The organism is Haematospirillum sp. H1815 (assembly GCF_012102705.1).
Classification (GTDB): Bacteria; Pseudomonadota; Alphaproteobacteria; order Rhodospirillales; family Rhodospirillaceae; genus Haematospirillum.
Genome location: NZ_JAAVTA010000001.1, coordinates 466,653 through 486,515, shown reverse-complemented (window position 1 = coordinate 486,515; position 19,863 = coordinate 466,653). Strand labels below are relative to the sequence as shown.

The following is a 19,863-nucleotide window of genomic DNA, read 5'->3' as shown; positions in this document are numbered from 1 at the left end:
GGAAAACGATCCGCATCCGCCCCCGGCGCCGTCCCCACAACCCCGATCACCGAAGACCGGACGGTCCGCACCGGGCGTGGTCCGGCATCAATTTCCAGAACCTCGACACCATGAAGAAATGTTTCAGGCACGTTTGAACCTCCACCTAGAAGCGTTCGTCATCATCTATGCTTTACCTGGCTTGTCCTGTGGCGCTTTTTCCTCTTCCTCACCACCCGGCGTGTGTGGCCAGTGTTGATCGGCGTAGTAATCGGGTGGGATGGGGTTTGCGGCTTCCAGGGCGTTGCAGCGTTCGCGGATGGCGGCGCGGAAGCGGGCAATGGGCGCGGGGACAGCCTCGCCGGTTTCGATCTGGCGGACAACGTACCAGTCCGTCGCAGCCAGGCGGCGACGGGCTTCGGCCTGAACCAGCGCGGCAGAAGGCAGTACGGCTTCAGCGGCTGCGGCTGCGGCGTCCGGGGCCACCTCTGCGGCGGTGTCCGGCACAGACTCAACCACCCACGCCGTTCCATCCCAGCGGGCCTGTTCGCCTTCGGCCAGAGCAGGCGGCGGGACGGTGACGCACCCGGCTGGAATTAGCCATGAACCGGGCGAGCGGGGGTTCAGGTTGCCTCGACCCAAGATACGTTCGCCCGCGTAAAGGCCGTCGGAGACACGATAGACAGTACAGTTCATAATGGACCTCACCGAAAGCGGATGCAGGGGAGCAGGGCGACGTTGCGGGGGCGGACGCGGGCGAAATCCGTTCCGACCGAAGCTGTGCCGGGCCTGTGGATACCCGCAGCCGGGTAGGATCCCGGAAAAGTTGATGTGCAGGCGGCGTGCACTGTCTGAGTGTTATTCGGCGCCGTATCCAGATCCCACCCAAGCACCCGGGCGTGAGTTGGATCATTCAGGTTTGGGATCAAGGCGTGACCGCCATCGCCATCACCGCAAAATGCGGTCGCGACCTGCCACGACCCGAATTTCCGCGCCGGATCTGCGCCCCGGTCATCGTCCCATCCGCGCAGGAATTCACCACGCAGGTCAGGCAGGGCAAAGGTTGTAAAACCATCACCACTCCCGAATGTGGTTCCGATGACTGCGAACAGTTCAGGGTATTCAGCCCGTTTTAGTTCCACGCCGTCACATTTGAGGTAGAGTGGCGGCGGCTCCTGCCCGGCGTGCATGATCACGCTGCCCACCGGGGCGGGAAAAGCCTGGGCCAGCGCAGCAGGCGTGACCGCCTTTTCCGCATCCGTTCCGGCACTGACCTCGTCCGCCGTCGCCAGCCGAACAATGCCGCGTGTTATGGGGGTGGCGGCAGGAATGGTGGCGGCGTCCATGGCCGCTTTCAGGCCTGCCGGGGTGACGGCCAGATGGGTGGACGACCCGGCGCGGGCCTCGGCGGTGGTGGCCAGCTCGACCAGTCCCTTGACTGTGGTTGACGCATCCGGCGGGCTGTGACCGGGACCGGCATGAGAAGCGATCGCGGCGGCGACCTCTGCGGAAACATGATCACGGGTTGCAAGCACCACCGACGGGTCAATTTTCAGGGTCACGGCGCTCACGTTGCCGTGCTGCAAAATCATGCGGCAGCACAGGTCTTTACCAACGCCGTCATCCAGTTGAGGCTTGAAGCTCTCGGGATATTTAGCGACGGCAATCAGGATGCCGTCGGCGTCAAACACACCGGCCTCGCGCACGGTCCAGCCGCCGACCCGCGCCGGGATCACCGCCTCGACGGTCAGCCAGGCGGGGTTTTTCGGATCGGTGCGGATGGCGTTAATCTCTGTCCGCCAGACCTCGCGGCGCAGGGCGGTCTGATCCGGCGTCGGGTCATAGGCAGCGCCGTTGCCGTCGCCGAAAGCAAAATGGGTCAGAACAACCGGCTTGGATGTAGCAAGGGCTCCAGTCAGGCGGGTATGACCCGCGTCGGTTACCAAAGTGTAATAGTGGGGTGCGCTCATGCGGCCTCCAGCGGATAGGCAGTGACCGTTTCCGCGCCGTACAGGGCGGCGGCCATCAGGGGGGCGGGGGCGAGGGAAACCGGATCGACCGGGGGGGCGGGACGCAGGCAGACGGTCTCACCCAGAAGCAAGGCCGCCGCCGTCTGTGGGGTTGCGCCGGCCTGCTGCATGACCACGCGCAGGGCGGTCAGGTGCGAGCGAACATTCTTGGAGGCGCGGATCATGGACAGGGCATCTTCAGACAGCGCGGGGGAGACCGGGCCATCGGTGGCAATCTCGGCGGTAAACGTATGGACGGGTGCGGGCGGGTCAGCTTCAAACCATTCGGTCAGCGTGACGTCAACCCCAAGCGATTCAAGCGCCTCGCGCACCGCCCGTCGCGTCCCCTTGTGGCGGTGGACTTGAAACGAAGCCGCAATCACCGCCCGCTTCCGCGCTTCCGGCCAGTCCGGGTTCCACACGTCCACCGACAACGCCCACGCGAGCCAGGGGAGCGCGGAAGCGGGGATTTCTTCTGGCCTCCACATGCCGCCGACAGGCACCGGGACAGCAGATAGCCTGTCCATGGCACGGCTGAGGGCTTTTTCTTCGGGAGAGGCATTCGGCGGCAACAAATCGTCCGTCATGGGGCATCGCCCTCCAGAATGTCTACGTCTGTGCACCACGCAGCCTCGGCCCGGTCAATACTGATTGTCTCTGTCGGCTCCAGAAGCTCTACCTTCCGAACACCGGCCTGATGCAGCGCGGCATATAGCCCGGATATCGTGATATCGGCCCCCAGGCGGTGGTGGTCGCGGCAAAACTTTTCGGCCATAGTCCGGACGTGGGCCAGGACGGCCTCGCGGTCTGGGCCATCATGGAAAAGCAACCGGGCGCGTATGGTGTATGGGCGGATCTTTGCAGCCTGAACCACAACGCGGTCAGTCAGGGGCCGGATACTTTCATCAGACAGGCGCTCTTGCACCGCTGCCAGCAGGTCTGCGCCGGGCGTCCCATCGCCGTCATTTGACATGACCGTTACCGCCACAACGCCGGGCGCGGGGCTGAAAGCATCAACGTCATTGACCCCCGGCGCTGCGGATAATGCATGAAAGATATAGGCCCCGGTTGGTCCGGCAGAGCTGAAGCCCTCAAGAGAGAGCTGAATCCGGCGGCGGTAGTCGTCGTCGCTCTCCAGCACTGCGGCTGCGGGGGGGAATGCCTGCGGGTTGGCCGCTTGCAGGACCTTGCGGGCGACACCCAGCAAAGCCCCCAGATGATCGAGATTTGTGCCTGTGGCATAGGCCAGCATGACAGACCGAGCCGCCTCATTGACTCTCTGCCGGACAATCATTTCCCGGTATGCCGCGACCTCAAGGATCTTTAACGCCGGGTCGCTCTCAACCAGCGCTGTAAAAATGGCTTCGCCGTTCTGGTTTTTGTATGCTCGCAGGGCTGCGAGCATGTCGGCGAGAACAGACTCATAATCAAATTGTTCGACAACATCAGGCGGTCGAAGCTGCGACAGGTCAATGGCGCTGTACCGGGCTTCTTTCATCACTGGACGCGCACTCCGGGCAAAGAAACCTGACGGCCTTCAGGCAGGTATATTCCGGTCAGGTCCATGAGGATGCCGCCGACATGGGCTTCGAGAATGCGCACGTGCTGGAGCTTGAAACGCGGCTCCCAGCGGGCGAGAGCCTCGGCTGTGGCCGCGTAAAGCTCCAGTATGGTGCTGCGATTGACGGGCGCATCGACCAGGGATGGCAACCGACTGCCGTAATCACGCCGCATAACCCGGCTCCCAACAGGGGTCGTCAAGATATCCCTGATGCTTTGTGAGAGATGATCGAGCCCGGAGAGGGGCTTGCCCGTTTTTGCGTTGGTGCCGTTCATGCGTCCATCTTGTGAACACAGCGCTCCTGCGTCCTGTGGCGGTTTTTCCCCTAGCCTGTCGGCGCGGTTGTGGTCCCCCCGGAATCGCCGGTGTGAACGTGGTTCCGCAGGCTTGTGCCCCCGGCTGTCACATCGCCGTCAACAACATGAATGCTGCCGCTGATCATCGCCGCCGCATCAGCTCCGCCTGTAGACCCCGACATCCCGGCAAGATAGGTCAAGCGGCCTTCTACCGTCAGATCACCTGTTACAGTGACGGTGGGTGCGTCTATCGTAATGTGCGCGCCGGACCGGACAGTCACTACCCCGTCAAAGTCAACGGTGAGAGTCCGGGCGGCGCGTACAACGACCTCGCCGGGGCTGCTGATGGTCAGCCGGCTGGCGGCCTTGTCATAGTCAAAAAAAGTGCCATCGGCGTATTCCGTACGATGGATTGTCGCTTGATCTGCGGGGGGCGCATGCGCAGCCCTGTAGAGAGCCGGGAGAACAAACCCCTGCGCAAGGTCACCGCTTTGCGCGAGGACAAGGACTTGCTCCCCGGGCTCCGGCGCCCACCAGGTCCGGTCAGTTCCGGCACGCTGTGTCAACCATGGGAGCCAGCCTGTCAAAAGGTCGCCGCTGCGCACCCGAACACGGGCCGCCGAAGCGTCAAGCGCCTCCACAACACCGGCCCGGATGATGTTCGCAAGCCGTCTCTCCAGCTCTCCAAGGCCCCAGCTCATACGCTGTCTTTTTCTGTCGTTGTATAGGAAGGCTCGTAGGCGGGTCCGATCTCTGGTGACCAGCTGCCCAGCGCGACGCGGGGTACAGGATCATCGTCATCCCAAACGCTCGGCGCCAGATGGATGATTTGCTGCCAGTCCACGCGCCAGACCAGGTATTGATCAAATTCGGGGTTGAAGTGGTCGGGGCTGATCGCGGTGACCGTCGCGGGCTCAACCGGCAGACCCCAGCGGTTTCGGTGTGCGAGCCGGGCAAAAGCCGCCGCCAGGGTACAGATGCTGAGGTGCGCCCGCTCAGTCCGGAATCCGATGAGAAGATATGCGCTGAAACGCGCTGTCACGGCCAGCTGGCCGGTCCCCGGATCGCTTTCCGCGCACGGCTCCATCTCGGTCAGTTCCAGAAGGCATGCGGGAACAGGCAAGCGCGCCCTGTCATCATAATAAAAGTCTGCGCACTTCATCGCCGGGAATGCGGCGCGGACAGCAGACCGTATCGCGCCCTGGACCTCCTCGACTGTAACCTGCGTCCTGGCGTTCATATGCGCCCTTTCGGACCGTAAACAGTGCGCATGCGGATTTCATCCGAGAAATACTGATAAAATACGCTGCTGATTTCAGGTACTGCCTTTGTCTCGGTGAACGCGGCAATGGCCTCGTGCACAGGCAGAGCCTGCTCTTCGATGGGAAGACGACGCTTCCTGGAGCGATGATAAACAGATGTATGACCGCTTGGGAGCCGGGCCATGAAAGAGCCTGCAAAATCCTGCGAGCGGAACGAAACCCCTCTGGCTGAAGTCCGGGGCTTCCCGCGGAATCGACAGATTTCAATGGCGTTGGCCCCGATCCACAACCCGGCTGAAGCTCCGTCACCTTTGAGACTCTTCAAACGCGTCCGCAGCGCCTTTGCATTGCTCAGCTGGAGCTCACCCAACAGCCCGCTTTTGACAAGGCGGGTAATGTATAATGCAGTCTTGTGCAAAGCGCGGCTGCGGGCGTGCTGGACGACGGACTCAGATGCATAGAACTCATCTGCAATCCGCGCTAACTCTGCTGTATTGATTTCAAAACCCAGCATCTTTGTTTACACTCGCGAGAGGAACAACAGCCCAGCCGGTCCCATCGGGTTGAGCGCCCCCAAGAACGTCGAAAACCTCACCCGTCCGCAGTATCAAGACCGTATCGCCACGCCGGACGTCTCCAAGATCCGACATTTTTCCGTTCAGGCGCGGCTCTGTCCGGTCACCGCAGTACTCCCCCAACTCAACATCAAGGTAGGGTTCATCGTATAGAACGGTAACAGTGCGCTCGGTGCCGTTTTGCAGCTGGAGGACAGCTGTTTCTGCAAACTCTTTCGGGTTGAGAAACAGCCCCAGTTCCTCCCACGTGTGAAACCCTGTCACTTGGCCTTTTTCTCCAGAGCCGGTTTTGGAGCCGCAAAGGTCGCGCTGCCCCGCGCAACCAGATTGGTTGCAAGATGGGCGGGGACGCAGACCTCATCACCCGCATTACGGATTAGACCATCGTATACAAACGGCCCGAGGACTTGCACCCGGACCCCAGTCTCTTCAGTCATCTTTTCCTCCCTCATAATCAGCGAGCCAGGCAGAATGATTCGGGCCTGCGAACGAGAAAATCACAGCCTTGGGATGCAATGAACTGGGCTCCGCCGCTGACGCTCCTTGTTATCGAGTCAAACGGAATTTCAAGCCCGCCCCACAGGCCGATAATCAGGTCAGACAAATTGCCAAAAAAGATATCATTGGGCTCAATCTGATTTGTCGTCTCGGCGCGATAGCCATTGACGGTGTCACCCGGCTCCCAGATGGGCGCCCCATTTGTTCCCTCGAATTTCTGTGCCGTCTTCAACCAGCCCTTTGTCCGGCTGGACAGGACATAGGTCATTCCCTTGGCCGCTGTATTGGAGGCCGCGGTTACGGCTTCCATCTCTATCAGCTCGTCATATGTGGGCTTGCCGGGGCTGGCCAGGCGGACGACATTCACCCCGTCAATCCGGGACAGCCCACACGGTTCTTCTTTGCTGCCTGTCCCGTAAAAAACAGCCTTGTCGATTGTTCCCCCGAGGGCGGCGGCCAGGTCGGCACGAATCAGGGCCTCGACGTCGAGGCTGGGTTGCATGAGCTGGTGGAGTGTGATCGGCACCAGAGCGCCGACTGTCCGTGGCGTGAGTGTCTTTGAACTGAACGCAGGCACTGTTTCCGGCACGTCTTCGTCTTCTGCAACCCAGTACGTGGTCGCCTTGGCGACTTGCACCGGGACCTCAATATCCCCGATCAAGCCCGTCAGCTGCCTGCCGCGCCTCATAGCCACAGCATGATTCCGCAAGGTCTGCATAAACGACTGAGCCCTATAATCGGTGGCGACAAGACAACCGCTTGGATTGTCCAAGGCGCCCCCGTCCCTTGATGTGCCGAGAGTACAGTCAAGGACTTCGTGGGGAATGATGATCCCGCGAGGCTCTTTACCCATGGCTTGCGCGGCAGCCCGGCTTACCTCAAGCTCGAAAGAAGCTGACACGCGGGTGCCGGGGTATGCCAGTGCACGAACGGCCCGGATTATACTGAACGACCGACATTCTTCCTCGGTCAGCCCGAGAGTCGGGATGGGCCGCACATCAGTGGCGGGACTGGAGCCAGACGCAACATTCATCTCTTTTCCTCCGTCCTAATCAGCGCGCTAGGCAGAATGATTCGGGGCGGCAGGCGAGAAAATCGCAATCCTGGAACGCAATGACCCGGATTCCGCCAGACGCACTGTTTGTTGCTGTGTCCACCGTGATTTCAAGCCCGCCCCACAGGCCGATAATCAGTTCAGAGAAATCGCCAAAAAAGATATCATTGGGCTCAACCTGGTTTGTCGTCTCGGCGCGATAGCCATTGACGGTGTCACCCGGCTCCCAGATGGGCGCCCCATTTGTTCCCTCGAATTTCTGTGCCGTCTTCAACCAGCCCTTTGTCCGGCTGGACAGGACATAAGCCATTTCCGGGGTGTCCGCATTGGCGGCAGCGATCACGGATTCCATCTCTACCAGCTCGTCATATGTAGGCTTGCCGGGAGTGGCCGGACGGACGACATTGATCCCGTCCAAGCGGGACAGTCCGCGGGGGGCTTCGTCGCCTGTCCCGTAAAAGACAGCCTTGTCGATTGTTCCCCCGAGGGCGGCGGCCAGGTCGGCACGCACTTTTGCTTCGACATCGAGGCTGGATTGCATAAGCTGGCGGCGCGTGATCGGCACCAGAGCGCCGACTGTCCGTGGCGTGAGTGTCTTTGAACTGTATGAAGGGACCGTCTCTGGTGCATTCTGGCTTTCCTTTAGCCAGTAACCCGCTGTTCCGGAGACTTGTACCGGGATTTCCACATTGCCCACCAGGCCTGTCATCGGTGAGCCAAGCTTCATAGCCACAGTGCGGTTGCGCAGAATCTGTACGAATGACTGGGCCATATAATCGGTGGCAACAAGATAACCGCCTGTATTGCCCGGCGCCGCGCCGTCCTTTGAGGTGTTGAGTGCGCGTTCGAGGACTTCGTGGGGGATTATGATCCCGCGAGGCTTTTTCCCCATGGCACGCGCGGCAGCCCGGCTTACCTCAAGCTCGAAAGAAGCTTCCTCGCGAATATCGGGGTCTGCAGGCTCTGCGAGCGCACGAATGGCCCGGATTATGCTGAACGACCGACACTCTTTATCGGTCAGCCCGACAGTTGGGATGGACCTCACATCAAGGGCGGGACTGGAGCCAGCCGCAATATGCTTCAAAAGGTCGTCTCTGAACTCATCGACGCTGCGGTTCGCCGTCACGGCTTGGCTGGCCAGGGCTTCGGCCTTGTACTGCCGCCCGAGATCAAGAATAGCCGTCGCACGCGCCCGCTCAGCCTGAACAGGGTCCTCGGCAGTCGCTACCTTGGCTTCGACCGTGTCTGTCGTCTTTTCCATTCCCGCTCCAATCCTCATGTGGGTGTTGTTGTCGTCAGTCTCCGCGACGTGCGGCCTGAAGTCCTGTGGCGGTTTTTCCATGCTGCGCCCGACCCCGACGGACGGGTCGGCGGGGATGGAAACCAATGAGATTTCAAAAGGCTGCCACCGCCGTACAGTAACAAGGTCCGGCTGCCCGTCACGTTTATGGACCTCGACGTCATCGACCGTATAGCCGACCGACACATGCTGGCGGATGCCATCGCGAATATCGTCGAGGATTTCTTGAGCCCGTGCAGATTTACCAAGGCGGACCCGGGCGCGGCCCTTGCGGTCTGCGCCTGTTTCAACCATTTCCACGACGCCCACATGGTCCTCCGGGTTGTGCCCGACCAGAAATGGGGCCCCGTCGTCAAGCCTGCTGGTATCCATGGCGCCCGGGGCATGGTCGAGAATTTCCTCACCAAACCAGCGCAAAACAGGCGTTTCGGACGAGAACGCCAGCTCGACGCAGCGGTTTCCTTCATCAAACGCGCGCACCCGACCGGACCGGGTCAGGCCCGGGCGCTCGCCATCGCGCGTATTGATCATCTCGGGGGTCAGGGTTTGTGGACTACTCATTCAGGTTCTCCGGTTTTTTCCGCGCCCGCTTGCGTGGGCGCCCCGAGGGCCAAGCCAATTGCACTGCCGATGTATTCTTTCGGGATGCCTGCCGCCTCCATCGCGCAGATATCCCGGGCGATTTCCCGCCACACGGAATCCGGATCCCGGCCCTGTTCACGAATGATCTGCGAGGGGGAGGACAGCATGTTGTTTTTCGCGGCGATCGCAGCCTTTATATCGGCGGCGGGGTCGATCCACTGCCAGCGGCGCGGCTGCCAGGCAACGCGGCTGTATTTTTCCAGCCGGTCCGGGCGAAGGGTTCCTCCGTTTTCCATCGCGACACCATGGAGAAGGGCTTTGGGGAGCCAGGCTTTGAAGACGGGTTCATGCAGGGTCTCGATCAGCCATTCCTGGAGCCACTTCCAGTGTTCGCGCTCGTCGAGTGTGCCTTGCCGGATGCTTGAGTAATTCACGCCTTCCAGATCATTGCCCAGGTTGTTATAGGCGACCCCCATGCCACTGGCCGCGCCTCTCAGCATGGCTTTTTGAAAGGCGTGGAACTCGCCGGAGGGATAGGACGGATTCCACTCCTGAAAGCTCACACCTGCGGGAAGCTCCTGGAAGACCCCGGCCTTGGCCTCCATGTAGAGCTCTTCGTTTTCGTCAAGAGTGTCACCTGTCTCGAATTCGTGCTTGAAGAAGCCGCACTTTGCAGCAGCTGTTCTTGCGTTGACCAGGGCGGCATGCTCGAATTCTTTCAGCATGTGCAGGCGCCACAGGCTTGTCGCCATCCAGGGCAAGCCACGCTTCTGCCCGACAATGTCAGGAAGGAACCCGTGTATAATCTCGCTGGCCGGGATGCGGCGATAATTCTTGCCCTCAACGCTATAGTCAGGGCGCCCGTCATCTGTTGTCATGAAGTAATAGGCTAGGGGGCGCCCCGACATATTGAATTCAATACCCTGGCGGATGAATGATCCTCCGGTCCGGGGGTCCTGGTCGAGGTGCACAGGGCAGCGGGTAGGGTCAATCACCTGGAGCGCAAACCCCCACGGGCCTGCATCCGGGCCATGGACTATTTTTATAAAGAACTCGCCGTCCCGGGCGGCGCTGGTGATGCAAAGAGACTGTAGGGCCCGCCAGCTCAATTGGCCCCCGATATCACAACTTTTGGCGGCCCCCCACCGGTCCCAGGCATCTTCCAGTGCGTCATTGGCCGAATTATCCAGGTTGCCGTCGAAATCGCGGGCCTGCGCCTGGAGAAGAACCCCCTTGGGCCCGACAATGTTCTGCACACACAACCGAACAAATTTCTTCGCGTAGTCATTGTTGTCGGCTTCATGTCTGGAACGGGCAACCAATGAGGTATAGTTCCTGCGCACGACCTCATCAGCGCTGACAGGCGTTGTGCTCCAGGACTGGGTCAACCGGTCCGTCGAGGCGGAATCGAAAAAGTTACGGGAGAAACGGGTGCCGGGGCGGCGGCGGACTGCGGAAGCCGTACGCCTGAATAGCCGGTCCAGGATTTTCATCAGAACCTCACCAGAACCTGCCGCCCCAAAAGGCTCTGACCGCGTTCGGCAAGCCGGGCTCTTTTCAGTTCCGCCCGGTACGTATCCCGGAGGCGGAGGAGATCGGGGATCGGTGTGCGTTCCAGCTCACGGTTGTTGATCTTGTACTTGCTTTGGTCGATCGTGGCCCGCCCCTCGATAACGGCTTCGACAGCCTCAAGGACCTTCATGACATGGCCGCGACCGTCAAAAAGGCCGGTAATATTATCGGGGTCATCACGCACCAATATCGCGCCCGATTTCAGGTCGTATACGGTGAATCCGTCGGATACACGTGCCGTATACCAGTATGTGCCGGGCGGCCACAGCGTGGTCCGGCTCCCCGGTACGCTTATGCGGTGCTGAAGGCCGTCAGGCTCTGCCTCCAGGTCAAGGGGTGCGGGACCCCTGAGAAGCAGGCGGAGAGTCCAGTCCGGGGGTGGATAGGCGGGGAGCGTTGCACGAATATCCAGCGATGTACCCGCTGTAATCTCTTTCTGGATGGCGAACATAGGCACCTGTAAACCTGTTTATTCCCGCCGTCGCGTGGGAAATCGCGACCGTCGCGCAGTATGGTGGAGCCCGGGATCGGCGCTGTCCTGTGGCGCTATTTCCCCACGGCCCAGCGCGGTGCGGGATGCAAGTTTATGGAATTTCGGGTTCAGGATTTTCAGGGCGGCCAAGGCGTAGACGCGACAATCAAGGGCCTCGTTACGGCGCCGCGTCTTGTGCCATTCGGGGTGGGGAAAGCCTTTTACGTAGCGTGTAATGAGTTTTTCGGCGGTCAGCTGGTGGAAGTACTCTGCGCTCCGGTCGGCGGGAAAATGACTGTAGCCCGGGCCCGGCGTGTTGACCTCCAGGCGCCGCATGATCATGATCTTGGCTTCGTCGACACCAACACCGAAAAGATTGATCGGACGCTCGCCCCGTATGGACCGCGTGCGGCTTGGCGGTGAGACCAGGGGCCGCCCGAAACCTCCGACCCCCTTGATGGCGAATACGCGGCGACCGTTTTGCCGCCTCACGTAGTCATAGGCGGCAGAGGTATGGCCCCGCCCGCCACCGGTGTCCAAGCAAGCGGCACTGATTGCAAGCTGGGCCCCGGACTGGTGCAGGTAGGTTTCATTGAGGGCCTGGTCCAGCTCCGCCCATACAGCCGCGCCAAGTGGATCACCCCACAAAACAAGGTAATCGACGGACCAGCTTTCCTCATCCGCACCCCAGGCAACCACCTCCATTTCAAGGCGGTCCTGCTGCATGTCAATGCCAGCCGTGAGAATCAGGCCGCCCTCGGGCACAGGAGCAGAGAAAACCTCGACCCTCTGCATCAAATCCATTGCAGAGGCCTGCTGCCCGTCTTCCTCCCAGGTCTCGGCGAGCGAGACATTGACAAATGTTTGCAGGTCGCCCGCTGCTTTTTTGTCTAGGAAGGAGCGGACAATGTCGCGCATATGCCTGAACGTCGAGTATAACTCGTTCAGATGATAGCTGGCATGGCCTCGGAAAGGGCGCTCGGCCTTCCATTCACCAAGCCGGATGGCTGCAATGCGGCGCCCGTCATCCCAAAGAGAGCCACACTCCGAACACACGTAACACGCTGTCTCCGGTAAATGTTCGCCGTCACTGCTTTTATTCCACTGGACGCCGGACCAGGACAGGTGCTGTCTGTGACCGCAGTCCGGGCAGGGAACAAGGAAGCGACGGCAGTCCCCGGCGATAAAGGCGCTTTCGATCCACGACGCCGCCTTCAATGTAGGGGTCGAGATTTCAAGCAGCTTGCGCTGGTCCCCGAATGTCGCCGCCCGTTGCCACAGAAGCCCGACCGGGTGGCCTTCGGATGTGCGGTCATATCCGTCGGTTTCATCGCAGACAATGAACGGCGCGGAACGCCCCCGCATGGTTTTTGGACTGCCGCTCCATGCAAACATCAGAAAGCCGCCGGGATAAGACTTCATTCGCTGGTTGTTGACGCCCTCCCTGCCACGCGGCTTGGCCAGAAGCTCCTGCAAATCTTTATTGGCATCGACCATGGGGTTGAACTTGGTTTCCAGCCAGGTTGCCAAGTCCCCCTGGGACGGCAACATCATGATCTGGCTGCATGGATTTTGTGCGATCATGTAGGCTTGGGCGCAGAGGGCGAGGGTTGTTTTGCCGACCTGTGCGCCCCACTTCATGGAGACCCGCTGACACTCCGGATCCATGAGCATGTCCAAGGGCTCGCGCTGGTACGGCGCGTTGTCGAAGCGCAAGGGGCCGGGGACCGCATTACCGATTGGTATACGGATATTGGCCTCGGCCCATTCACTGGGCTTCAGCTTCGGCGGGGGGCGCAGGTAGCCTTGTGCCCGTCGCATGGCCGCCAGAATGCCGCGCGGGTTTGGAAAGCCCTCGGTCACCGTCAGGACTCCTCCTCAAGCTCAAGATCCACCTCTGAAATCAGGGGGGTAGACGCCAATGTTTCAAGAGCCCCGTCGATTTCATCAAGAAGAGCGGCTTTCAGGCGGGCGGCGTCTGTTTCACCGATGAGGCGGGCGACGACCCGGCCCGGTATGTTCCTCAGGTTCGCCCGCACTTCCGCGAATGCGGTAGCGATGGCTTTCTCGACCTGAGGCAGGGGTGCCAGTTCACCGCTTTCACGGAGCAACGCCAGTTCGGCCTTGCGGGTCACCGCCAGAAGGTGACGGAGCTTCAGTTCTTGTTCATCGGCAGGCGCACTTGACACTGCTTCCTGCCGGATCCTGTCCTCGCGCCAGGCAGCAACATCGGCGGTGTTGAAAATCCATGCCTTGCCCTTGCTTCCACGGGACACGAAGGGGCAACCGACCTGGACCCACTGGTCAATTGTTGGTAGCGCGACGCCAAATACCTGAGCGATGGCCGTGCGGTTGACCTCCTGGCCCGCTCCTTTTCTGCCACTCATCGCACTGCCTGCCGCCTCGCTATATAATAATAAACCCTTTGGGCAAGGGCCACGCACACATAAAAGCCCGGGCCTTTCCACCCGCAGGCCGGACCCCTCGCGGAAGTACCTGTTTTTTTCAGGGCACACTCCTCCCACGGCGTGCGGCCAGCAGCTCGGCGCCCTTGCCGAACTCGCGCAGGCCGAAGTAGGCGCCGGGCAGCGAGAACAGCAGCGTCATCGCGTACGGGTCCGGGGCGGGGGCCTGCCACACATAGGCAATGCCCGCGACCAGAGACAGGGTGGACTGGCCGGGGCGGATCCAGCGGATCAGGCGGTCGGAGGCCCGGTCCCCGGCCCGAATGGTTTCTTGGGTCTCATGATGGGCGTGCTGGCTGTCTTCCAGGTTGGCCCGCGCCATGGCCTCGATATGCGCCCGGGTTGATTTATCGTCTTCAAGACTGATCTCGCGCAGGCGGATGACCGCCGCTGGATTACTCTGGAGCTCTCGCAAGGCCGCCTCGGGGCTGTCTGTGCCTGTTGCGCTGCTGACCATGGCGATGCCGCTGGCCACCGCTGCGGGCAGATTGCCCGTCAGAAGAGACCCTACCAGCGACGCCCCATGACCACCGTTGTTCTTGATCCATTGCCCGACATCAGACCATTGCATGACGCGCCCCGCTGTTATGGTGTCCACCGCGCACAGGGGCCCGTGCGCGTGTCGATGTGGATGAAAGAGGGGTAAAGCCCCAGACCGAGCCGGAACGGGTACTGCTTGCACAGCCACACATAAACCGCGTGCAGTGGGCTGACGGTAATGATGTCGGCGGCTCGCCCCAGAAGGTGCATGGATTGTGGGCGCCCGCCGTTTTCACGGTTCCAGCCCGCACATCTGCACCCCGATGTAATCGTTACCGGCGTTTTGAAATGATCCCGCACGCCCTGGAGAACTGTCAGCAGTTCGGCGTCCACGGTGTCAAAGCCGCATCCACAGCGGCAGGCGAATTCATGGCGGTGGAAGTGGGTCGAGTTCTGCATGGTTAAAGCCTCACATGTTGCATCAACCATATGATGTAGGCGACGGCACCTGTAAGGCACGAGGAGCCGATACAGGCGGCAATGCGGGCTTCGGCCTGAATCCGGGTCAGCGATGATTCCGCTGCGGAAATCTTCTCCCACATCCGGACGGACTCCTGGCCGAGCCGGTCCAGCGCAACTTCCTGGACGGTGAGCGCGGTCAAGGTCCGTGATATCTCACGCTGGGTAAGGGCGACTTCGGCCAGGGTCCGGTCTGTACTATCAAGCCGCGCTTCAACCGCAGCAAGCCGCGGCACAATCTGATCCACCTGCATTCGCTCCACACCATGGCATCGGTCATCAACTGTCGGGCAGCGTGGCAGACCGGCCCCTATACGTCCTGTGGCGCTTTTTCCCGCTTCAGAATGTCCCTGATCCGACGCGGCGTGAGAACGAACAGTGCCGCGATATCTGTCGTCGGCACGCCGCTCCGGGCCATGTCGCAGATGCGGCTGTCACGCAGGGGGCGGGAGAGACTGTTGCCATTCGCGGGCTGAAGGATCAGCCCGGCAAACGCGCGGGAGATGCGGGCGGCATCCTCATATCCAAGGATTTCGACGATTTTCGAGGACATTTTCAGGTTACGGGGGTGGGGAACGTAGAGAATGCGCCTCCACCTGCGCTTTCCGGACGGCGCAAGGCTGCCGACAAGATAAAGCGCCCGGTCGCGGCCAATCACGCTGGCTATTTCCTGAATACTTTCAGGGAGTTCGGCAACCTGTTCCATGGCCGTGTCTTATAACCCGGGGTCCCAGTAAAACAAAGGCCCTTTTGGTGCATCCTGGCGGCAAAAAATTACCCCCCATGGTGCGCGTCTTCGAGAGGCGTGGGGGGTGTATTGCGCAGCACGATGCGCCACCCGTTGTATCGTGTCAAGCCTTGGAAGCAAATTTGGCGAAAATGGTTGTGTCCCGCGCCCAGCGCAAAAAACGAAATGGATTATTCTACCGAAACGGAACAGGCGGTCAATGTTGTCGTGTTACGAAGCCGCGTTCCGAGCTATTCTATAATGTCGCCGAATGACGACACTGCTATAATGTCCACGAACGACGACTTTTCGACTTGTCGCCGAATGACGCCATTGCTATATTGTCCGCGAACGACGACAACCGGACAAAGCGCCATGCATATTCGAACGCCCTTAGACCTCGGGCTGGTCATCCGTCAGCAGCGCCGCCGCCTCGGCCTCAACCAGACCGATCTGGCCAGCCGCGTCGGCGTCGGCCGCCAATGGATTGTGGCCATCGAGCAGGGGAAGGCGCGGTCGGAGCTGGGGCTCGTCTTGCGCACGCTTGCCGCCCTCGACCTCGCTCTGGCCGTGGATGGCGACGGCGATGCCCACATGCGCAAGGATAGTAGCGTGGCGCCGATCGACATCGACGCCGTCGTCGATGCCGCGAAGGGACGCCGCCCATGACCGATCATCTCGCGATCATCGTCGATGGTCGGATCATGGGCGAGATCCGTAAGGACAAGCGCGCGCGTCTCACGCTCGCCTACGACGCCGACTGGCGTCAGACACCGGACGCATATCCGCTCTCGCTTTCCATGCCGCTCGTTGTCGCCGAGCATGAGCACGCCAAGATCGAACCCTGGCTGTGGGGCCTTCTCCCCGATAACGAAGCCATCCTGGCCCGCTGGGGGCAGCGATTCCAGGTCTCGCCGCGCAATCCGTTTGCGCTGCTTGCCCATGTCGGCGAAGACTGCGCCGGCGCCATCCAGATTGTTCAGCCCGAGCGCGCAGACGTCCTTCGCACGCAGCCTGCCGGGAAAGTCGAATGGCTCAACGACAAAGACATAGCAGAGCGCATCCGCACCTTGCGCAAAGACCATGCGGCATGGCGCATTGCGCGCGATTCCGGCCAATTCAGCCTCGCAGGCGCGCAGCCGAAAACAGCCTTCCTCTTCGAGAATGGCCGCTGGGGAGTCCCTTCGGGACGAATCCCTACCACCCATATCGTCAAACCGCCGATCGAGGCCTTTGACGGGCATGCCGAAAACGAGCACGTCTGCCTCGCTCTAGCACGGGCCCTTCGACTGCCCGCTGCCGCGTCGCAAGTCTGCGTATTCGAGGGTGAGGTGGCGATCGTCGTCGAGCGCTACGACCGCGTGAGCGTGGGGGATACGATCCGTCGCCTGCACCAGGAGGACATGTGCCAGGCGCTGGGACTGCCACCGACCAGAAAATACGAGAATGAAGGTGGGCCGGGAGCGCAGCCGATTGTCGAGCTCCTGCGAACCTATTCCAGTCGGCCGATCGACGATGTCTGGACATTCATTCAGGCAATCGCGCTCAACTGGATCATTGGCGGGACGGATGCTCATGCGAAGAACTATTCCGTGCTGATCGGTGCAGGTGGGCGCGCTCGTCTCGCACCGCTCTACGACATTGCCAGCACGTTTCCCTATGACTTCGATTTCAAAAAGCTCAATCTGGCGATGAAAATCGGGGGCAAATATCTCCTCGACGATATCTCGCTGCGGCATTGGAACAAGCTGGCGTCATCGGTTCGACTGGGTGGGGAGCAGGTGCGCGCGAATTGCCTGGAACTCGCCGAGCGGCTTCCCGACGCACTGGCCGACGTCATCAAGACGGCCCGAGCCGACGGTCTCGACAACGCGATTTTGCAGCGGCTTTCCGATGTCCTCACCGCAAGAGCTGCCGATTGCCGGAAGATTCTGATGGCGGCACCAGCTCCTGAAATCGAGTGATGGTCTCTTTTACCCGAACATGGGCAGTTGCCCGCATTCACCAGAACGGAGTCACGAAAGAAAGCGAAGACGATGGTGGCATGGGACGTTCCGTCACCCTGCGTCTGACCGCCGGGCAGGTCCACGACAGCGTCGAGGCCGAGGCCTTGCTGGATGGAGAATTGGGTGACGGATCGACCCTGCTGGCCGATTTATGAGTTTACGGCCTAAGTCCTTTCTATCAGGCTGTGGCTGTTTCGGGCAGGTCAACGCCAAAGGCCTGGGCCAGCCGCAACAAGCCCCGACGCGTGATGCGGGCCTGTTCGATGAAGCGGGGCTGGCCGTCGGGCTGCGTGACCTCGGTTATCTTGTGCTCCATGAATCCGCTCTGGATGCGGCTTTGGTAGGCGATCCAGGAGCGGCCACCGGCACGACGGTACAGCCACTTTTTCATGGCCAGCCATGTGAACAGGTCACGCGGGCGCTGCTGTAGCAGCTTGGCGACCTCCGTCACGGACAGGGAGCCATCACTGGTGGCGATCAGGTCATAGGCCTGTAGCTTTGGCGCGTTGTCATTGGCCTGGCGTTCCAGACGCTCGACCCGCTCTGTATAGGTGATCAAGGCCCCGCGCAGCCAGCTCGGGTCGTTGAGGTACTGCACGTTGTCCGCGCCATAAGACCCGGTCTTGCGGATCGAGGGGAGGACTTCGCCGGTTACCCACCTCTTGAACCGCTTTGCGGCGGGTTTGCGGCTTGTCAGGATCAGCGAGTACAGGCCGGACTCGTTGATGATGTTCATTTCCTGCGGACCACCGGGGGTGTCGGCAATACCGACGTTCTTCTCATCGTCATCCAGGCGAGAAATGGCATCCCGCGAATTGCTGATTTCCAGCGCCAAGCATACATCGGAAGCCACGAACCACGGCTGCCCGCTTTCATCGACGATGGTGCGGACACCGTGACCTTCAAAAGAAAATGGAATGATGTTACCCATAACGCGTTACTCCCCTTTTACGATGTAATGATCATTTCCTGGTGTGAACAAGGATATGTGCCTAAGGACTTCGCTGGTTACCCACTTCCTGAACCGCTTTGCGGCGGGTTTGGTGCTGCCGAGGATCAGGGCGTAAAGGCCGGACTCATTGACGTGATTGGCATGCTGTGTACGCCCAAGGTTATCGAGGATCTCCAATTTCTGGAGGTCCTCTACATCGATGTGAGACTTGATTGCCTGAGACGGATTGCCCATCTCCAGGGCGTCGCAAACATCGGAGGCATTAAACCATGACGCGCCGTTCTCATCGATGATGGTGCGGACACTGTGCCCTTCAAAAGAAAATGGAACGATATTACCCATGTCACGCTACTCCCTCTAATGTATACGTGGATGTTTTTTCGGCAGAGCCGGGAACCCGTGCCCGGGACCGCTCTTTCCGGCTCGCCTTTTCCAGTTTCGATAAGGCGTCTGCAATGCACTCAAGCCCGTCGTGGTGGACCAGTCTGGCGCCGTCCGGTGCCGAACCCTGGCAGGCCCGCGCAAGGGAAAGCCAGGCTTCGTCTTCGACCAGGCAGCGGGCGTTATCAAGCCACTCGGGCTGCGCCAGAATCTCCACGACATCGGAGAGCCAGCACCACAGACCGCCGTCCCGGGTCATGACACAACGGACGGAGCGGCCAATATGGGCGGATGTGTAAATGAGTTGATCGGACAAACGCGCAGGGGTGCTGTGGTCGCTCATGGCGAACCTCCTACTGATCGGGTTGTTGAACCCGACCACCGCGAGTCGAAGCGTGGTGGCCGGACGTACAGGATTCGACTTACCGCCAGTAGGAAAACGGCGAACCCGAAGGTTCTCCTGCACGCCCGACCATAGGAAAACCGTGCTGTTATCGGCACGGTTCGGGCGCCTACTGTAGTGCGGGAGTCGAACCCCGGTCGTGGAATTTGCCACGACGTCTGCACTCTGTCGGCAGCCTTGCGCCCTGTCAATATTTTTTGTGAATGGAATCAGGCGGCCCGGAATACCGTCCCGATCCGGGACGGTACTAAACGTGCTCACCAGTCGTTGCCGCTGAAAGTGGACGGACGTACAGGCGATAACCATACAAGGCGGATCACAGTCGCTTACTTGTATTCCTGGGCGTCCGGCCACTTTTGAATAGTACCCTGGACCGCCCGGCTCATCAAGGGAAACGACCGGAATCAGGCTGGGCTTGTTGATAATGGTCATCAGTCTTTCATCCGCCGTCTCGCCCACCTTGCCCCTGATGTGCGCCCGGTCCGCACCAGTCTGCGCACGCCATCTTCACTCATTATGGTCAGTGCCCGAGTGGATCCAGGGGTGCCAACAGTGAGGGTATCCTTGTCATCTTCATCAAGGCGGGCTAGTGTCGCCCGGGAATTGCGGATCTCCAGAAGCCGGCATACATCCTGGGCCAAAAACCACCACTGCTTTGAATAAGAGAGGCTCTTGAAGATGCGAACGCCACTATCTTCGAGGTACCGGAGAAGCCGGTCCCTGAAGAAAACGCCTTTCAAATCAGCGTGCTTCGTTTTTGCCCGGTACAT

At 60.5% G+C, this 19,863-nt stretch carries 26 protein-coding genes and 1 pseudogene; 3 read left to right on the top strand and 24 right to left on the bottom strand.

The features are described 5' to 3' along the window. Positions 1-165 precede the first annotated feature (165 nt). The 20 genes from HEQ60_RS02350 to HEQ60_RS02255 all read right to left on the bottom strand — a co-directional run bounded on the left by HEQ60_RS02350 (position 166) and on the right by HEQ60_RS02255 (position 15,330). Positions 166-675: a hypothetical protein gene (locus tag HEQ60_RS02350; protein WP_168068306.1), complete on the bottom strand. Its 510-nt coding sequence runs from the start codon at positions 673-675 to the stop codon at positions 166-168. An 8-nt stretch (positions 676-683) separates the two neighbouring features. Next, positions 684-1,949, bottom strand: coding sequence for a phage tail protein (locus HEQ60_RS02345; protein WP_168069037.1), 1,266 nt, complete (start codon positions 1,947-1,949; stop codon positions 684-686). Then, the gene (locus HEQ60_RS02340; RefSeq protein WP_168069035.1) at positions 1,946-2,611 is read right to left on the bottom strand and encodes a phage tail protein I; all 666 of its coding nucleotides are present in this window, start codon (positions 2,609-2,611) and stop codon (positions 1,946-1,948) included. Before HEQ60_RS02340 ends, HEQ60_RS02345 begins: the two co-directional genes overlap by 4 nt. Next, positions 2,572-3,486, bottom strand: a complete 915-nt coding sequence (locus HEQ60_RS02335; RefSeq protein WP_168069164.1) for a baseplate J/gp47 family protein — start codon at positions 3,484-3,486, stop codon at positions 2,572-2,574. The genes HEQ60_RS02340 and HEQ60_RS02335 overlap by 40 nt, the downstream gene beginning before the upstream one ends. Beyond that, complete coding sequence (locus tag HEQ60_RS02330; RefSeq protein WP_168069033.1) at positions 3,486-3,824, bottom strand: GPW/gp25 family protein; 339 nt, start codon at positions 3,822-3,824, stop codon at positions 3,486-3,488. Before HEQ60_RS02330 ends, HEQ60_RS02335 begins: the two co-directional genes overlap by 1 nt. Before the next feature lie 50 nt (positions 3,825-3,874). After that, the gene (locus tag HEQ60_RS02325; protein WP_168069031.1) at positions 3,875-4,546 is read right to left on the bottom strand and encodes a phage baseplate assembly protein V; all 672 of its coding nucleotides are present in this window, start codon (positions 4,544-4,546) and stop codon (positions 3,875-3,877) included. Then, on the bottom strand, positions 4,543-5,085 hold the full coding sequence (locus HEQ60_RS02320; protein ID WP_168069029.1) for a hypothetical protein: 543 nt from the start codon (positions 5,083-5,085) through the stop codon (positions 4,543-4,545). Before HEQ60_RS02320 ends, HEQ60_RS02325 begins: the two co-directional genes overlap by 4 nt. Then, positions 5,082-5,621, bottom strand: a complete 540-nt coding sequence (locus tag HEQ60_RS02315) for a hypothetical protein (RefSeq protein ID WP_168069027.1) — start codon at positions 5,619-5,621, stop codon at positions 5,082-5,084. Before HEQ60_RS02315 ends, HEQ60_RS02320 begins: the two co-directional genes overlap by 4 nt. Beyond that, positions 5,608-5,946 carry a hypothetical protein gene (locus HEQ60_RS02310; protein ID WP_168069025.1) on the bottom strand — a complete coding sequence of 113 codons (339 nt, stop codon included), beginning with the start codon at positions 5,944-5,946 and terminating at the stop codon, positions 5,608-5,610. Before HEQ60_RS02310 ends, HEQ60_RS02315 begins: the two co-directional genes overlap by 14 nt. After that, positions 5,943-6,119 (bottom strand): hypothetical protein, encoded by a 177-nt coding sequence (locus HEQ60_RS02305; RefSeq protein ID WP_168069023.1) that lies wholly within the window; start codon positions 6,117-6,119, stop codon positions 5,943-5,945. Before HEQ60_RS02305 ends, HEQ60_RS02310 begins: the two co-directional genes overlap by 4 nt. Positions 6,120-6,136: 17 nt before the next feature. After that, positions 6,137-7,213, bottom strand: a complete 1,077-nt coding sequence (locus tag HEQ60_RS02300; RefSeq protein ID WP_168069021.1) for a phage major capsid protein — start codon at positions 7,211-7,213, stop codon at positions 6,137-6,139. A gap of 19 nt (positions 7,214-7,232) precedes the next feature. Beyond that, entirely contained in the window at positions 7,233-9,095 is a 1,863-nt protein-coding gene (locus HEQ60_RS02295) for a phage major capsid protein (RefSeq protein ID WP_168069019.1), read from the bottom strand. Further along, complete coding sequence (locus HEQ60_RS02290) at positions 9,092-10,609, bottom strand: phage portal protein (RefSeq protein ID WP_168069017.1); 1,518 nt, start codon at positions 10,607-10,609, stop codon at positions 9,092-9,094. Before HEQ60_RS02290 ends, HEQ60_RS02295 begins: the two co-directional genes overlap by 4 nt. Beyond that, the gene (locus tag HEQ60_RS02285) at positions 10,609-11,139 is read right to left on the bottom strand and encodes a hypothetical protein (protein ID WP_167804536.1); all 531 of its coding nucleotides are present in this window, start codon (positions 11,137-11,139) and stop codon (positions 10,609-10,611) included. The genes HEQ60_RS02290 and HEQ60_RS02285 overlap by 1 nt, the downstream gene beginning before the upstream one ends. A gap of 18 nt (positions 11,140-11,157) precedes the next feature. Continuing rightward, complete coding sequence (locus HEQ60_RS02280; RefSeq protein WP_322099271.1) at positions 11,158-13,023, bottom strand: phage terminase large subunit family protein; 1,866 nt, start codon at positions 13,021-13,023, stop codon at positions 11,158-11,160. Between the two features lie 2 nt (positions 13,024-13,025). Beyond that, entirely contained in the window at positions 13,026-13,547 is a 522-nt protein-coding gene (locus HEQ60_RS02275; RefSeq protein WP_168069015.1) for a terminase small subunit, read from the bottom strand. Between the two features lie 118 nt (positions 13,548-13,665). Beyond that, positions 13,666-14,313, bottom strand: a complete 648-nt coding sequence (locus HEQ60_RS02270; protein WP_168069013.1) for a hypothetical protein — start codon at positions 14,311-14,313, stop codon at positions 13,666-13,668. Continuing rightward, complete coding sequence (locus HEQ60_RS10940) at positions 14,211-14,564, bottom strand: D-Ala-D-Ala carboxypeptidase family metallohydrolase (RefSeq protein ID WP_168069011.1); 354 nt, start codon at positions 14,562-14,564, stop codon at positions 14,211-14,213. Before HEQ60_RS10940 ends, HEQ60_RS02270 begins: the two co-directional genes overlap by 103 nt. 2 nt (positions 14,565-14,566) lie before the next feature. After that, positions 14,567-14,872, bottom strand: coding sequence for a hypothetical protein (locus HEQ60_RS02260; RefSeq protein WP_168069009.1), 306 nt, complete (start codon positions 14,870-14,872; stop codon positions 14,567-14,569). A 62-nt stretch (positions 14,873-14,934) separates the two neighbouring features. After that, positions 14,935-15,330, bottom strand: coding sequence for a hypothetical protein (locus HEQ60_RS02255; RefSeq protein ID WP_168069007.1), 396 nt, complete (start codon positions 15,328-15,330; stop codon positions 14,935-14,937). A gap of 396 nt (positions 15,331-15,726) precedes the next feature. Here HEQ60_RS02255 and HEQ60_RS02250 point away from each other — a divergent pair, with 396 nt between their 5' ends. The 3 genes and pseudogenes from HEQ60_RS02250 to HEQ60_RS02240 form a co-directional block, all read left to right on the top strand. Further along, positions 15,727-16,020, top strand: a complete 294-nt coding sequence (locus tag HEQ60_RS02250; protein ID WP_167804481.1) for a helix-turn-helix domain-containing protein — start codon at positions 15,727-15,729, stop codon at positions 16,018-16,020. After that, positions 16,017-17,315, top strand: a complete 1,299-nt coding sequence (locus tag HEQ60_RS02245; protein ID WP_167812367.1) for a type II toxin-antitoxin system HipA family toxin — start codon at positions 16,017-16,019, stop codon at positions 17,313-17,315. Before HEQ60_RS02250 ends, HEQ60_RS02245 begins: the two co-directional genes overlap by 4 nt. Positions 17,316-17,347: 32 nt before the next feature. Continuing rightward, a pseudogene (locus HEQ60_RS02240) lies at positions 17,348-17,506 on the top strand (IS5/IS1182 family transposase); the annotation flags it as partial. A 29-nt stretch (positions 17,507-17,535) separates the two neighbouring features. Here the strand turns inward: HEQ60_RS02240 and HEQ60_RS02235 are convergent. From HEQ60_RS02235 to HEQ60_RS10935, 4 genes are all read right to left on the bottom strand, one after another. Next, complete coding sequence (locus HEQ60_RS02235) at positions 17,536-18,288, bottom strand: BRO family protein (protein WP_168069005.1); 753 nt, start codon at positions 18,286-18,288, stop codon at positions 17,536-17,538. 6 nt (positions 18,289-18,294) lie between these two features. Further along, positions 18,295-18,651: a Bro-N domain-containing protein gene (locus HEQ60_RS02230; RefSeq protein ID WP_168069003.1), complete on the bottom strand. Its 357-nt coding sequence runs from the start codon at positions 18,649-18,651 to the stop codon at positions 18,295-18,297. A gap of 1 nt (position 18,652) precedes the next feature. Further along, positions 18,653-19,033 carry a hypothetical protein gene (locus tag HEQ60_RS02225; RefSeq protein WP_168069001.1) on the bottom strand — a complete coding sequence of 127 codons (381 nt, stop codon included), beginning with the start codon at positions 19,031-19,033 and terminating at the stop codon, positions 18,653-18,655. Positions 19,034-19,524: 491 nt separating this feature from the next. Further along, positions 19,525-19,863: a Bro-N domain-containing protein gene (locus HEQ60_RS10935; protein WP_416046624.1), complete on the bottom strand. Its 339-nt coding sequence runs from the start codon at positions 19,861-19,863 to the stop codon at positions 19,525-19,527.

Bases quoted from the DNA above. Each gene is read 5' to 3' on its own strand.
- HEQ60_RS02350 (WP_168068306.1), bottom strand. From the start codon at position 675: ATGAACTGTACTGTCTATCGTGTCTCCGACGGCCTTTACGCGGGCGAA.
- HEQ60_RS02345 (WP_168069037.1), bottom strand. From the start codon at position 1,949: ATGAGCGCACCCCACTATTACACTTTGGTAACCGACGCGGGTCATACC.
- HEQ60_RS02335 (WP_168069164.1), bottom strand. From the start codon at position 3,486: ATGAAAGAAGCCCGGTACAGCGCCATTGACCTGTCGCAGCTTCGACCG.
- HEQ60_RS02330 (WP_168069033.1), bottom strand. From the start codon at position 3,824: ATGAACGGCACCAACGCAAAAACGGGCAAGCCCCTCTCCGGGCTCGAT.
- HEQ60_RS02325 (WP_168069031.1), bottom strand. From the start codon at position 4,546: ATGAGCTGGGGCCTTGGAGAGCTGGAGAGACGGCTTGCGAACATCATC.
- HEQ60_RS02320 (WP_168069029.1), bottom strand. From the start codon at position 5,085: ATGAACGCCAGGACGCAGGTTACAGTCGAGGAGGTCCAGGGCGCGATA.
- HEQ60_RS02315 (WP_168069027.1), bottom strand. From the start codon at position 5,621: ATGCTGGGTTTTGAAATCAATACAGCAGAGTTAGCGCGGATTGCAGAT.
- HEQ60_RS02305 (WP_168069023.1), bottom strand. From the start codon at position 6,119: ATGACTGAAGAGACTGGGGTCCGGGTGCAAGTCCTCGGGCCGTTTGTA.
- HEQ60_RS02300 (WP_168069021.1), bottom strand. From the start codon at position 7,213: ATGAATGTTGCGTCTGGCTCCAGTCCCGCCACTGATGTGCGGCCCATC.
- HEQ60_RS02295 (WP_168069019.1), bottom strand. From the start codon at position 9,095: ATGAGTAGTCCACAAACCCTGACCCCCGAGATGATCAATACGCGCGAT.
- HEQ60_RS02290 (WP_168069017.1), bottom strand. From the start codon at position 10,609: ATGAAAATCCTGGACCGGCTATTCAGGCGTACGGCTTCCGCAGTCCGC.
- HEQ60_RS02285 (WP_167804536.1), bottom strand. From the start codon at position 11,139: ATGTTCGCCATCCAGAAAGAGATTACAGCGGGTACATCGCTGGATATT.
- HEQ60_RS02275 (WP_168069015.1), bottom strand. From the start codon at position 13,547: ATGAGTGGCAGAAAAGGAGCGGGCCAGGAGGTCAACCGCACGGCCATC.
- HEQ60_RS10940 (WP_168069011.1), bottom strand. From the start codon at position 14,564: ATGCAGAACTCGACCCACTTCCACCGCCATGAATTCGCCTGCCGCTGT.
- HEQ60_RS02255 (WP_168069007.1), bottom strand. From the start codon at position 15,330: ATGGAACAGGTTGCCGAACTCCCTGAAAGTATTCAGGAAATAGCCAGC.
- HEQ60_RS02250 (WP_167804481.1), top strand. From the start codon at position 15,727: ATGCATATTCGAACGCCCTTAGACCTCGGGCTGGTCATCCGTCAGCAG.
- HEQ60_RS02245 (WP_167812367.1), top strand. From the start codon at position 16,017: ATGACCGATCATCTCGCGATCATCGTCGATGGTCGGATCATGGGCGAG.
- HEQ60_RS02235 (WP_168069005.1), bottom strand. From the start codon at position 18,288: ATGGGTAACATCATTCCATTTTCTTTTGAAGGTCACGGTGTCCGCACC.
- HEQ60_RS02230 (WP_168069003.1), bottom strand. From the start codon at position 18,651: ATGGGTAATATCGTTCCATTTTCTTTTGAAGGGCACAGTGTCCGCACC.
- HEQ60_RS02225 (WP_168069001.1), bottom strand. From the start codon at position 19,033: ATGAGCGACCACAGCACCCCTGCGCGTTTGTCCGATCAACTCATTTAC.
- HEQ60_RS10935 (WP_416046624.1), bottom strand. From the start codon at position 19,863: ATGTACCGGGCAAAAACGAAGCACGCTGATTTGAAAGGCGTTTTCTTC.